The organism is Cupriavidus cauae, assembly GCF_026210475.1.
Taxonomy (GTDB): Bacteria; Pseudomonadota; Gammaproteobacteria; order Burkholderiales; family Burkholderiaceae; genus Cupriavidus; species Cupriavidus cauae.
Genome location: NZ_CP080294.1, coordinates 244,809 through 257,421 on the forward strand (window position 1 = coordinate 244,809; position 12,613 = coordinate 257,421).

Here is a 12,613-nt window from a genome sequence, read left to right on the forward strand (position 1 = left end):
GCAATCCCACTGCCGCGCGCCAGTGCGGCGTTTTCCGGAGCGCCCCCATGCCCACTCTGCCCTGCCTTGCGCGCCCCGTCCTCGCGGCGCACTATTCGACCGCGCACGAATTCTTTGACGCCGTCGCCAAAGGCAGCGACGAATCCATGCTGAAGCGGATCGTCCTTCAGCGCGGCTCGTTCTTCGTCGGCGGCCGCGGCTACCGGCTCGTCGTCGAGAATGCCGCAGTCGCGAACGCCCGCCAGCCTGTCGATGTCCGGCTGGAGCGCAACTGGCGCGAATTGGGCTGGTTCCGCCGCGTCGTGCTGACGCTGCTGAGCTGCGTCGTGCCGCGCGACAGGTATCGCTGCGAGCGGCCCTGTCACGGGCAGGTTCCCGCCGTATTGCACACCATCACGCGACTGCGCCAGCGGGCCGGCATGGCTGTCTCGACTGTGCCGCCCTCCGCCAACGAAGCACGCGTCCCTTCTGGCACCGGCGTTGACGTCGACGAACCGCGCCCGCGGATTTCCCCGGTGCTGTCGCCCGAAGCGCGCCGCGTGAGGCTGAATTTCCTGGCCGAGCGCATCCGCAAGGCGGACCGCTGCAAGCTGTTCGCGCACAAGGGGAAATGGTGCAAGGTGGTTCGCGCGATCGCCGGCAATGATCCACCCGAGTGCCTGGACGTCGCCGCCGCCGCGGTGCTGGCGCAGATGGCGGCCGTGGTCAGGTACCTGCGCCGCAACCGGTCGGAGAGCGCATCGGCCTATGCCGAAGTGATGGGCGTTCTGCAGGCGCTTCGCCAGTCGGCCGACGCCAAGGACGAACAACTGGCGGAACTGGCCGCTCGCCTGACCGACGTGTGGAAGCAGCACTGGTGGCGCGGCGAGATTCCGAGGTATTCGGCCTTCGCGGACTTCCGGCTGCCCGTGGGCGTGGTGCAGCGCATCGGCGCCTGCTTGCGCGAGGACTGGCTGCTCGTCAACGATGAGTTATGCACGCTGGACCTGCGCGACCGCCAGATCAAGCGTCTGCTCGCCGCCGCGTCGGCGAAGTCGACCACCACCACCACCACCACCACCACCGCCACAACCACCGCCGGCGCGGGCAGCGCTCCGGCGGTCCCGTCGCTTGCTACTGGCTGAGCCGCATCGCCGGCGTGATCTGCCGCGGGTCGGTGCACAGCTCGAGCAGCGCCGGCCTGCCTGCGGCGCAGGCGCGCGCAAAGGCGTCGGCAAACCCGTCCGCGCTGGTCAGCCGCTCGGCCCAGGCCCCACAGGCCTGCGCCAGCGCGACGAAATCCGGATTGACGATGCCGGTGCCGCTGACGCGGCCCGGATAGCGCCGCTCCTGATGCATCCGGATCGTGCCGTACATGCCGTTGTTGACGACCAGCACCACGACATTGGCGCCCACCGCGGCCGCGGTGGTCAGCTCCTGCGGATACATCTGGAAGCAGCCGTCGCCGGCGAAGCACACCACGGTGCGCTCGGGATGGCGCAGCTTCGCCGAGATCGCAGCGGGCAGGCCATAGCCCATCGCACCGCAGGTCGGAGCCAGCTGCGTGCGCGGCCGGCGATAGGGGAAGTAGCGATGCAGCCAGACCGCATAGTTGCCGGCCCCGTTGGTGACGATCGCATCGTCGGGCAGCGTGCGGTTCAGATGGTCGACCACCGCGGTCATGTCGACACCAGTGGCGTCCGCGTGCGGCGCGGCCGGTGAGACAAAACCCTGATGATCGGCGCGCGCCGCGGCCGTCCATTCGCGCCAGTGTATCGTCGCCGGCGCCGGCAGGCCCGCCAGCATCGCCGCTCCCGGACCGATACCCGCGTGGATCGCCAGATCGGGCTGGTACACCCGGCCCAGTTCCGCCGCATCGGCGTGGATATGCACCAGCCGCTGGCGCGGCCGCGGGGGTTCGAGCAGCGTATAGCCGTCGGTGGCCACGTCGCCGAGCCGCGTGCCGAAGGCGACGATCAGGTCGGCGCCGCGCACGCGCTCGGCCAGGCGCGGATTGACACCCAGGCTCAGATGCCCGACGTAGTGCGGATCGCGATTGTCCAGCACGTCCTGGCGGCGGAAGGCACAGGCCACCGGCAGGTCCCAGGCATGCACGAAGCGGGCGAACGCGGCCGCATCCTCGTCGCGCCAGTTAGCGCCGCCGGCGATCACCAGCGGGCGCTGCGCTGACGACAGCAGCTCGGCCAGCGCGGCCGCATCCGCGGCCGACGGCGAGGCGACCACGGGCCGATACGCGCCGGTGTCGCGGCAGGCCGCATCGCCGTCGAGCACGTCCTCGGGCAACGCGAGCACCACCGGTCCGGGCCGGCCCGAGGTCGCGACCTGGAAGGCGCGCGCCACCAGTTCGGGGATGCGCGCGGGGTCGTCGATCTCGGCGACCCATTTGGCCATGCCGCCGAACATCGCCGCGTAGTCGACCTCCTGGAACGCTTCCCTGCCGCGGTGCTCGCGGGCGATCTGCCCGACGAACAGGATCATCGGCGTCGAATCCTGCGCGGCGATATGGACGCCGACGCTGGCATGCGTCGCCCCGGGTCCGCGCGTGACGAAGCAGATGCCGGGACGTCCGCTCAGCTTGCCGTCGGCCTCGGCCATATTGGCCGCCGCGCCTTCGTGCTTGCAGACGATCAGGTCGATGGCGGGCTGATCGTGCAGGGCGTCGAGCACGTCGAGGAAGCTCTCGCCCGGCACGCAGAACACACGCTCGGTGCCGTGGATGCGCAGCGCATCGACCAGGATGCGGCCGCCGCTGCGTGGCGCGGGCGCCGGCGTGCCGGCGGAGGACGATCGGAGATCGGCGGTAGGCTGGGTCATCGGCTGGCTCATCGAATCGGAAACGGGACGAAGATCGGGAACGGTATCGGGAACGACAACGGGAACGACATCCGGAACAGGCTCGCGAACGGGATCGGAACGCGATCGGAACAGGTCCGAACGGAATCGGGACCTGAACCCTGCATCGCCCCATTGTGCAGGCGAACGCGAAACGGCAGGCAAGGCAGGACCGATTATCGCGCCAAAATTCGGGTTGGCCGCCGGGGTGACCGCCGCGCGCCCTCGCCGGGCGTTGGCCTGCCCGTGGCACGGCGCTTATCATGACTACCGCCGCGAACGTCATCGCCGCCGACAGCGGCAGTGCGCCGGGGAACGAACCGAACACCGATGCCTCGACGCACCCGGCGTTTTGCCCGCTGTCTCTTCCCGCCAACCGACGGAGTCCCCGATGCCCCATCTCGTCATTGAAATCACCGAAAACGCGCGCCTGAACTGCTCGCCCGAGGAACTGCTGGATCAGGCCAACGCCGCGCTGCTGGCCTCCGGGCAATTCCAGGAGCCCGATATCAAGTCGCGCTGCATCACGCTGGAGACCTACCGCCAGGGGACCGAAGCGGTCGAGCGCGCCTTCGTCCATGGCCGGCTGTCGATTCTCGACGGCCGCGACCTGGCGACGCGGCAGGCGCTGGGCCAGGCGGTCTGCGAGGTGATCGCCGAAGCCGTCCGCTCGGGCGCCAACAACACGCCGGTGCAGATCAGCGTCGAGGTGCGCGAGATGGAGCGCGCCAGCTACGCGAAGCAGGTGATCGGCGGCTGAAGGCCGGTCCGCGCAGGATGGCGGACCGGGACCGTTACCGGGATGCCGTCGGGGATGTCGTGGGGGATGCCGAGCCCGATTCAGCAGGGGATGCAGGGGATGCGTCATAGGATGCCGCGGCCGATGCGGTGGCCGAGGTGGTGGCCGAGGTGGTTGGCAATGCGGTGGCCGAGGCCGTGGCCGGTACCGCCCCAGCGGCCCCGTCCAACCCCAGCACCGACAACATCACGCCGGTCTGCCATGCGAAATACGGGTTGTAGGTCAGCCGCGCGTGCACCTTGCCGGGCTCCCGATAGCCCCAATCCGAATACCAGACCTCGGCGCCATCGACGCAGCGCTGGTACTCGGCCGGCTCCTGACCGTTCAGGCACAGCCGCAACGAGCCCTGCCGCCCATAGAGCGGATTGGCATCGGAAAACAGCACGCCCATGTGCGAGAACTGGCTGATGCGCTCTGCCGGCAGGCGGTCCGGGCGGACCAGCACGCGGCCGGTACCGGCGCTCCCGTCGGCCTTCGCATCGCGGCTTGCACCGACGCTCGCATCGACGCTTCCAGCGAGGCGCACATCGGCCCTCGCATCGACAAGCACATCGCCGCTCGCATTGCCCTGCTCCGCCCCATACCAGATCAGCCGGCTCGCCGGATGCGTGAAGCGCGTACCGAACACTTGCCGCACGTAATGCGAGTCGACCACCGAATCGTGCTCGGCGACGATCAGCAGCGCCGGCTTGTCGTAAGGGCGCGCGTTCAGCGCCGCGCGCGCCGCGACATTGCTGCGGTAGTACTGCGCGAATCCATTGGTGGGCGTGTTCAGATAGCGGACCGGCGTCTGCTGCGGCCGGTCGTCGCCGGTCGACAGCAGCCACGGCATCACCGGTGCGAGCCACGGCGTCAGCCATTCCCATCGGCTGCCGGAACGCAGCGCCGGCGACACCAGCAACAGCCCGGCGATCTCGGCATGGGCCTGCGCATAGTCCAGCACCAGATTGGCGCCGGTGGAGAAGCCGCCGAGATACAGCGGCCCGTCGCCAACGGTGTCCCGCAACGCCGCGACCTGCTCGCGCAGCACGCGCTGCCAGTCCTCCAGCCTGATGTCCATCAGGTCCGCTGGCGCCGTGCCATGGCCGGGCAGCAGCACCGTGCGCACCAGCAGGCCGCGCTCGGCCAGCCGCGGCGCGATATCGACGAAGGACCACGGCGAATCGCCGAGCCCGTGCACCAGCAGCGCCCCCCCGCGCGGCGTGCCGGCGGGACGCCATTCGCGCGGCAGATTCCATTCGGTCTCGGCTTGCATATCGGCCGACACGTAGCGGCGCCGGCTTTCCAGCGCGGCGAGCGCTTGCGCGCGATGCGCGGCGAAGGTCGGTGCGATGGCGGGCGCGCGCGCCGCGCTGTCGTCCAGCCCGTTGTGGTCCTGCCGGCTGTGGTCCTGCCGGCTGTAGTCCTGCCGGCTGTGGTCGTGCCGGCTGTGTTCGTGCCGGCTGGGGTCCCGCCCGCCGTGGTCCTGCGCGGTGAGGCTGCAGGCCGAAGCCAGCACCATCAGCCCGGCCGTGGTCGCGGCCAGCGCGGCGACGACGAGGCGCCGGACACGCCTTGCCATGCGCACGCGCCGCGGCGTGCGCGTCTTGCCGCCGCCGATCATGCCGTGGCCGCCTGTGTCAGCGGAGGCAGGCTGTCGGACGTCGGCGCCTGCGGCGGCAGCGCCGGCAGCGTCAGGCCGATGCAGACCACGCCGCGCGACTGGCGCGCGAACACCGCGCCGCCATGCATTGTGGCGATGGCCTTGACGATGGCCAGTCCGAGCCCGTGGTTCTGGCGGCTGTCGGCGCGCGCGCTGTCGACGCGGTAGAAGCGGTCGAACAGCCGGTCCATCTGCGCGGTGGACAACGGGTCGGCCTCGTTGCGCACCGCAATCGTCACCACGCCGGCCTCGTCGCCGATCTCGACCGCGACCGGACGGCCATGCAGGCCATGCTGCAGCGCATTGCCGAGCAGATTGGTGATCGCGCGCTGCAGCAGCGAGGCGTTGACGCGGGCCCGCGCGTCGCCAACGATCTCCAGCGTCGCGCCGGCATCCTCGAACAGCATGTCGAGGAAGTCCGCGCTGCGGCGCACCTCGTGCGCGACCGACACCTCGACCAGATCGCGCGCCAGCGCACCGCGGTCCGATTGCGCGAGAAACAGCATGTCGACGACGATGCGGCCGAGCCGTTCCAGATCCTCCAGGTTCGACTGCAGGATGTCCTCCAGCTCGCGCGCGCTGCGTGGGCGTGACAGCGCCACCTGGGTCTGGCCGATCACGTTGCCCAGCGGCGTGCGCAGTTCATGCGCGACATCGGCATTGAAGGCGGACAGCTGCACGTAGGCGCGTTCGAGCTTGTCGAGCGCGCCGTTGAACGCCAGCACCAGGCCGGACAGCTCGGCCGGCAGATCGGTATCGGGCAGCCGCTCCAGCTTGCGCGGATTGAGCTCGCCGGCATGGCGCGACAGCGCCTCGATCGGCGCCAGTCCGACCTTGGCGATGCGCCAGCCGAGCACCGCCACCGCCAGCACGCCCAGCACCGAGCAGACGATCAGGGCAACGCCCAGCACGCGGCTGGTCTGGTAGAACGGCGCCTGATCGACCGCAACCACCAGCGCCAGCGCCGGGCGCTCGTCCAGCGCGGGGATGATCCGCTTGAGCATCAGGAAGCTGCGGTCGTCGAACTGCACCGTCCAGACATCCGGCGCACGCTGCACGGTGACCGCGTCGCGCGGAAACGGCTTGCCGAAGCGGAAGCGCGCATCCGGCGTGTCGACGAAATAGCGCAGGCTGTCGTCCTCCGGCGTCATGCCGGTCAGCACCGCGCCGAAGCGCTCCCATTGCGGCTGCGTGCCGTAGTGGGCGGCCTTCGGGCCGATCAGCTGGAAGCGCGCCTCGAGCTCCTCGAGCTGGCGCTTCTCGAGCTCGACGCACTGGACGTAATACATCACGAAGCCGGTGACCGAGAACACCAGCGCCGCCGCGAGGGCGAACATCGCGGCCAGCCGCGTGGCGATCGAGCGGCGGCGGCTCACGCGATTTCCTCGGCGCGGCATTCGAGCACATAGCCCATGCCGCGAATGGTATGCAGCAGCTTGGGCTCGCCCGGCCAGTCGAGCTTGGCGCGCAGGCGCTTGATCGCCACCTCCACCACATTGGTATTGCAGTCGAAGCTGATGTCCCAGACCAGCTCGGTGATCGCCGTCTTCGAGACGATCTGCGACTGGCGCCGCGCCAGCACCGACAGCAGCGTGAATTCGCGCGCGCTCAGGTCGAGCCGCCGGGTGCCGCGCATCGCGCGCCGCGACAGCAGGTCGATGCGCAGGTCGCCGACCGTCAGCTGCGAGGGCTCGCTCTGGCGGCCGCGGCGGGTCAGCACATTGAGGCGGGCCAGCAGCTCGAGGAAGGAGAACGGCTTGGCGAGGTAATCGTCGGCGCCGGCGTCGAAGGCGTTGAGCCGGTCGTCCAGATCGTCACGCGCGGTCAGCATGATGACCGGCGTCTGCTGCTCGCGCCGCAGCGACTTGAGCATCGACACGCCGTCGAGGTCGGGCAGCATCACGTCGAGCACGATCGCGTCGTAGGGCTCGGTGCAGGCCATGTGCAGGCCATCGACCCCGTTGGTCGCCGTGTCGACCACATAGCCGTTTTCCGACAGCCCACGGCGCAGATAGTCGACGGTCTTGATCTCGTCCTCTACCAACAACAGTTTCATGGGTCCGGCCCTCCAAGTCCGGCAAGTTCGCGGCAAAGTTGCGGCCAAACAGTTGGCGCCAAACTCGCGGCACAGCCGTCGCCCGCAATGTCCGCGCCAACGGCTTCCGCCCGCCATTTCCGGCAACTATAGGTGAAAGCCGCCGCCCGAACCTGTCAACGTTGTCAGCTTGCCGCCGGCGTGGGCATCACCGTGCAAGCCGTGCTGCCACCGGGTATTTGTCCGGCCACGCGCGGTGCGCGGCGCGCCTCCGATCCTGACGCAATTGTCAGGCTGGCGTCACCGCCGCGTCCGGCCCGGTTCGTAGACTGCTAACCGTGCTTGGCCAAGCCGTCTCCCCTCGTCAAGGTTCCCAGAACCGCCCCGGATCCCAATCTGAAGGAGTGTTGCCATGACTCGAACGACCCCGACCACCGTGCCTCACCGAGCGTCCGGCGCCCCGCCCCGTCCGCGTCCCCCGCTGGCGGCGCAGCGGCTGCGCGCGTTGCGCCAGCGCTGGCATGCGCGCCGCCGCGCGATGCTTGCCGCGCTGCTGCCCACCGTGGCGATGATGATCGGCGCCACCGTCTCGCTGTCGGCCAAGGCCGCAACGCGCACCGCCGATCCGTACACCGACGGCGCGCGCAGCGCGACCCAGAAGTTCGATGTGTTCACCGAAGGCGCCAGCCGCCTCGGCCCGCGCGACAGCTTCACGCAGGGCGGCCATGGCGCGGACCATCGCGATCGCTTCAGCGACGGCGCGCATACGCAGGACACGCCGGCGGACCATAGCGCCTAGCACGGGGCGCCCCTCGCCCTGCTGGCCATGAGTGGTCGGCGTGGGCGAATGCCTGACGGTTAATTGCAATATCCAAGGCGTCGCGCCGTAGGTCGATTGGTTTCGGCCCGAGCCGCTGCAGCGCAATTCGTTCGTCGCGGCCCGATTCGTTGTCCGCCGATTCGCCTCGGTGCATTCCTCGCCGACGGATCGCCAATGGAAAAGGGAGCCGCATGCGGCTCCCTTTTTTCACTGCTTGCCGCGACCGGCATCCGCCTGTCGCGGTCACGTCGGATGACGTATTACGCGGCAGCGTCCTTCAGCTTCTTCAGCGGACGGACCTTGACCTTGACGCTGGCCGGCTTGGCCGGGAACCAGCGCTCTTCGCCAGTGAACGGATCCTTGCCGAAGCGCTTCTTCTTCGCCGGCACCTGTTGCGCGGTGATCTTCAGCAGGCCGGGCAGCGTGAATTCGCCGGCGCCCTTCTTGTGCAGCGCGCTGACGATGGTGTTTTCCAGATGGGCGAGCACCGTCTTCACGGCCTTCGGCTCGACTTGCGTCTGCGCGACCAGGTGAGCGACCAGGCTGGATTTGTTGAAGGTGTCCTTCAGCGGACGCGGGGTTGCGGTTGCGGGCGCAGCGGCCTTCTTCGCGGCAGCCTTCACGGGCGCCTTGGTTGCCGGTGCCTTCTTGGTCGCGGCGGTCTTGGTTGCAGCTTTCGCGGTCGATTTCGCTTTGGTCGCCATATTGGTCAGATAGAGTTGAACGGTTGGCGCCGCAAACCCCGCGAAAACAGCGTACGGCTGCGGCGGCCACCGAATCATAGCGGAAAGTGACGCATTTCCAAGGGGGTTTGGCCCGTTACCCCCCTGAAACCCCGTAAAAACCCGGTGAAAAGTCCTGCTTTCTGTCGCGCCGATGCATCGACGCACGTGCGCGGCAACGCCCCGGCCCTCCTGTCGGCGCGCATCGCCGTGCTTCGCAGTGTCGAGCGATGACCCGCTCCTTGCGCGTGCGATACCGATTCAGTGCGCGTGCGCCTCCATCCGTTCGCGCGTTTCGCGCGCCAGGCCGAGCGCAAAAGCCGTCTCGGCGACCAGGAACAACGGGCCGATCAGCAGCCCGACAAGATCGTCGACGAAAGCCGGCTTGCGCCCTTCGTAATAGTGGCCGACGAACTGGATCACCCATCCGAGCACGAACAGCCCGATACCGATCGCCAGCCAGGCCGCGGTCGACAGTCCTCCGATCAGATGGCCGACATAGACGAACAGGGCAAGGATCAGCGTCATCGCGATGCCGAACCCCGCCGACAGCCGCAGATAGAACAGACAGGACAGCACGTAGACCACGATCGCCGGCGTCAGCACCGCGGCGCCGCCACCGAGCGGGATCTGCGGACGCGCCAGCAGCGCCGTGACCGCCAGCACGATCATCGGGATGCCGACGAAGTGGGTCGCGACGTTGCGGCTGTCGCGGTGATAGGCGGCGTATTGGGATAGATGGTCGACCAGCGTTTTCATGGCGTCTCCTCCTGTCAGCGGGGACTACGAACGGCATGCCGTCGGACCGATCCCGCGCAATACGGGCGCAATACGGGCGCAGTACGGGCGCACCACGGGCGAACTTCGGCTGCATTCCTGGCGCACCTCCGACGCATGGCTGGCGCGCTCCAGCCCGGCATGATCGATTTATAGTAATGGGCGCGCCGGACGCGGTCTGTCCGAATTTTGACAGTCCGGGCTTGTCCCTGGGCTTGTCCCTGGGCTTGTCCCTGGGCTTGTCCCTGGGCTGGTCCTTGACCTCGTCCCCGGCCCTTGCCGAACTCGCACCGGCGCACGCACCGACGCTCGCACGGACTCACCTCGACCCTGCCCTGCGTCGCGATGACGATGGAGACCACCATGGGCATTCCGCCCCTTGCCTGCCCCACGCGTGGCACTGACAACCCCGCCGATTCGCTCGCCCCGCTGCGCACGGGTAGCTGGTTTCGCGGCCTGCCCGAGGACATGCGCGCGGCCCTGCTCGAGAGCGGCACGATGCGCCGGCTGGAACCTGGCGAGGTCCTGTTCCAGCGCGGCGATCCCTTCGATGGCCTGTACGCGGTGATCGCCGGCGCGGTTCTTGTGCATGCGCACGATGCCGGCGGCAAGGCCGCGCTGCTGGGCATGCTGGAAGGGGGCGCATGGTTCGGCGAGATCTGCCTGTTCGACGGATTGCTGCGCACGCATGACGCCCGCGCGGCAACGCGTGCGGCGGTGTGGCACGTCCCGCGCGCCCGGCTCGACGCGATGCTGGCCGCGCAGCCGGCGTGGTGGCGCGAGTTCGGCAAGCTGCTGGCCGGCAAGACGCGCGAGGCGTTCCGCTATGTCGAGGAGGCGCAATTGCTGCCCCCGCTGGCGCGTACCGCCCGGCGGCTCGCGGCCATCGCGCGCTCCTATGGCGACACGCCCGCGGCGGCCGAAGACCCCGCACGGCAGCCCCATCGCTCGATCCATCTGCCGCAGGAACAACTGGCGCAGATGCTCGGCCTGTCCCGGCAGACCGTGAACCACGCGCTGCGCGAACTGGAGGCACGCGGCCTGCTGCGGCTGCGCTACGCCGATATCGAACTGCTCGATCTGTCGACCCTGGAGACCTTGACGTGACCACACCGGTGAACCCATCGGCCCAGCCGAGCCTGGATGCCGACCGGCTCGACGCCTATCTGAACCGCATCGGCCTGCGCGAGCGCCCATCGCCCAGCCGCGAGGCGCTCGACGCGATCGTTGCCGCGCATCTGCGGCGCATTCCGTTCGAGAACATCGACGTGCTGCTCGGCCGCCCGATCGACATCGCGCTCGACGCGGTGTTCGACAAGCTGGTGACGCGCGGACGCGGCGGCTACTGCTTCGAGCACAACACGCTGCTGGCCGCCGCGCTGACGGCGCTCGGCTTCGAGGTGGTGCCGCTGGCCGCGCGCGTACGCTACGGCGTCGACGAAGGCGTGCCGACGCCGCAGTCGCATCTGCTGCTGCGCGTGCGCATCGCCCACCGCGACTACATCGCCGACGCCGGCTTCGGCGGCCCCAATCCGCCCTGCGCGCTGCCGCTGTCCGAACCGGCGCCCGAGGGGCTGCCGTACCGGCTGGTCAGCGCACCGCCCGGTGCGGCATCCGGCGGCGCGTTCCACCTGCTCGATCTCGAACTGGCCACCGCCGACGGCTGGGCCAAGCTCTATCGCTTCGACCTGTCGCCGCAGGCGTGGATCGATTACGCGGCGCGCAACTGGTATGTCTGCACCCATCCGGACAGCGTGTTCCTGCACCGGCTGATGGCGGCGCGCACCGACGGCAACGTCCGCCTGACGATAACCAACGGCGAGCTGACCGAGCGCGATGCCGATGGCGCCAGCCACCACCTGCTGCTCGACACGCCGGCGGAGATCGTCGCCACGCTGCGCGAACGGATCGGCGTACGGCTGGACGACGAGACGGCGGCCGGCCTGCGGGAATGGCTGGCACGGCGGGCCTGAGGCATGTGGGCGGGCGCCCCGCACACCGGCCACCCTGCGCACCATGCACGCCGTGAATCCCCCGCAGAAAGAATGCTGATAAGGGCCGAGGAACGCGCGCCGGCCTGTGGACGCGGCCAGACCCACCGACCATAATGTGCCGGTCGCCGCCGCCCGTGCAACGCGTGCCGCGGCGCCACACCAACATCAGAGTCCACCGGAAAACGGGATCGGTAGAGGAGACACCCCATGTCATTGTTCGATCTGAGCGGCAAGGTCGCCATCGTCACCGGCTCTTCGCGCGGCATCGGCCGCGCGATCGCCGAGCAGATGGCGGTCCAGGGCGCCAAGGTGGTCATTTCGTCGCGCAAGGCCGAGGCCTGCCAGGAAGTGGTCGACGCCATCAACGCCAGGCACGGCGACGGCACCGCGATCGCCGTGCCGGCCAATATCTCGTCCAAGAGCGACCTGCAGCATCTGGTCGACGAGACCAACCGCGTGTTCGGCAAGATCGACGTGCTGGTCTGCAATGCCGCGTCCAACCCCTACTACGGTCCGATGGGCGGGGTCACCGACGAGCAGTTCCGCAAGGTGCTCGACAACAACGTGATCTCCAACCACTGGCTGATCCAGATGGTCGCGCCGCAGATGATCGACCGCAAGGACGGCTCGATCATCATCGTGTCGTCGATCGGCGGCCTGCGCGGCTCGCCGACCATCGGCGTCTACAACATCTCGAAGGCGGCGGACTTCCAGCTGGCGCGCAACCTGGCCGTCGAATTCGGCCCGCACAATGTGCGCGTCAACTGCATCGCCCCGGGCCTGATCAAGACCGACTTCGCCCGCGCGCTGTGGGAGGACCCGGTGCGCTACAAGCAATCGACCGAGAACGCGCCGCTGCGCCGCATCGGCGAGCCGGTCGAGATCGCCGGCGCGGCGGTCTACCTGGCCTCGAGCGCCAGCACCTTCATGACCGGCCAGGCGCTGGTGGTCGACGGCGGCGTGACGATCTGAGCGGCGCTCACGCTCGCCGC

The 12,613-nt window shown here is 69.1% G+C and carries 12 protein-coding genes; 6 read left to right on the plus strand and 6 right to left on the minus strand.

Going from position 1 to position 12,613, the window contains the following annotated elements; genetic code table 11:
- The first annotated feature begins 47 nt into the window (after positions 1-47).
- Positions 48-1,124 (plus strand): hypothetical protein, encoded by a 1,077-nt coding sequence (locus KZ686_RS16660; protein ID WP_265634328.1) that lies wholly within the window; start codon positions 48-50, stop codon positions 1,122-1,124.
- On the opposite strand, the gene KZ686_RS16665 is transcribed toward KZ686_RS16660, so the two are convergent.
- On the minus strand, positions 1,114-2,814 hold the full coding sequence (locus KZ686_RS16665) for a thiamine pyrophosphate-binding protein (protein WP_265634330.1): 1,701 nt from the start codon (positions 2,812-2,814) through the stop codon (positions 1,114-1,116). The genes KZ686_RS16660 and KZ686_RS16665 overlap by 11 nt on opposite strands.
- A gap of 409 nt (positions 2,815-3,223) precedes the next feature.
- Here KZ686_RS16665 and KZ686_RS16670 point away from each other — a divergent pair, with 409 nt between their 5' ends.
- Positions 3,224-3,592, plus strand: coding sequence for a 5-carboxymethyl-2-hydroxymuconate Delta-isomerase (locus tag KZ686_RS16670; protein ID WP_149318159.1), 369 nt, complete (start codon positions 3,224-3,226; stop codon positions 3,590-3,592).
- A 34-nt stretch (positions 3,593-3,626) separates the two neighbouring features.
- Here KZ686_RS16670 and KZ686_RS16675 read toward each other — a convergent pair whose 3' ends face one another.
- The 3 genes from KZ686_RS16675 to KZ686_RS16685 are packed head-to-tail and all read right to left on the minus strand — an operon-like array spanning position 3,627 to position 7,329.
- Positions 3,627-5,192, minus strand: a complete 1,566-nt coding sequence (locus KZ686_RS16675; RefSeq protein ID WP_265634332.1) for an alpha/beta hydrolase — start codon at positions 5,190-5,192, stop codon at positions 3,627-3,629.
- Between the two features lie 38 nt (positions 5,193-5,230).
- Positions 5,231-6,649 (minus strand): heavy metal sensor histidine kinase, encoded by a 1,419-nt coding sequence (locus tag KZ686_RS16680; RefSeq protein ID WP_265634334.1) that lies wholly within the window; start codon positions 6,647-6,649, stop codon positions 5,231-5,233.
- The gene (locus KZ686_RS16685) at positions 6,646-7,329 is read right to left on the minus strand and encodes a heavy metal response regulator transcription factor (RefSeq protein WP_149318157.1); all 684 of its coding nucleotides are present in this window, start codon (positions 7,327-7,329) and stop codon (positions 6,646-6,648) included. Before KZ686_RS16685 ends, KZ686_RS16680 begins: the two co-directional genes overlap by 4 nt.
- A gap of 391 nt (positions 7,330-7,720) precedes the next feature.
- Between KZ686_RS16685 and KZ686_RS16690 the strand changes: the two genes are divergently transcribed.
- Positions 7,721-8,107: a hypothetical protein gene (locus KZ686_RS16690; protein WP_223819634.1), complete on the plus strand. Its 387-nt coding sequence runs from the start codon at positions 7,721-7,723 to the stop codon at positions 8,105-8,107.
- A 281-nt stretch (positions 8,108-8,388) separates the two neighbouring features.
- Here the strand turns inward: KZ686_RS16690 and KZ686_RS16695 are convergent, their stop codons facing one another.
- The gene (locus KZ686_RS16695) at positions 8,389-8,832 is read right to left on the minus strand and encodes an HU family DNA-binding protein (protein ID WP_149318156.1); all 444 of its coding nucleotides are present in this window, start codon (positions 8,830-8,832) and stop codon (positions 8,389-8,391) included.
- A 279-nt stretch (positions 8,833-9,111) separates the two neighbouring features.
- Positions 9,112-9,609, minus strand: a complete 498-nt coding sequence (locus tag KZ686_RS16700) for an Mpo1 family 2-hydroxy fatty acid dioxygenase (protein ID WP_149318155.1) — start codon at positions 9,607-9,609, stop codon at positions 9,112-9,114.
- A gap of 381 nt (positions 9,610-9,990) precedes the next feature.
- On the opposite strand from KZ686_RS16700, the gene KZ686_RS16705 reads away from it, so the two are divergent.
- The 3 genes from KZ686_RS16705 (at position 9,991) to KZ686_RS16715 (ending at position 12,593) form a co-directional block, all read left to right on the plus strand.
- Positions 9,991-10,734, plus strand: coding sequence for a Crp/Fnr family transcriptional regulator (locus KZ686_RS16705; protein ID WP_265634338.1), 744 nt, complete (start codon positions 9,991-9,993; stop codon positions 10,732-10,734).
- The gene (locus KZ686_RS16710) at positions 10,731-11,600 is read left to right on the plus strand and encodes an arylamine N-acetyltransferase family protein (protein ID WP_265634340.1); all 870 of its coding nucleotides are present in this window, start codon (positions 10,731-10,733) and stop codon (positions 11,598-11,600) included. The genes KZ686_RS16705 and KZ686_RS16710 overlap by 4 nt, the downstream gene beginning before the upstream one ends.
- Before the next feature lie 228 nt (positions 11,601-11,828).
- Positions 11,829-12,593 carry an SDR family oxidoreductase gene (locus KZ686_RS16715; RefSeq protein WP_149318154.1) on the plus strand — a complete coding sequence of 255 codons (765 nt, stop codon included), beginning with the start codon at positions 11,829-11,831 and terminating at the stop codon, positions 12,591-12,593.
- The last annotated feature ends 20 nt before the right edge of the window (positions 12,594-12,613 follow it).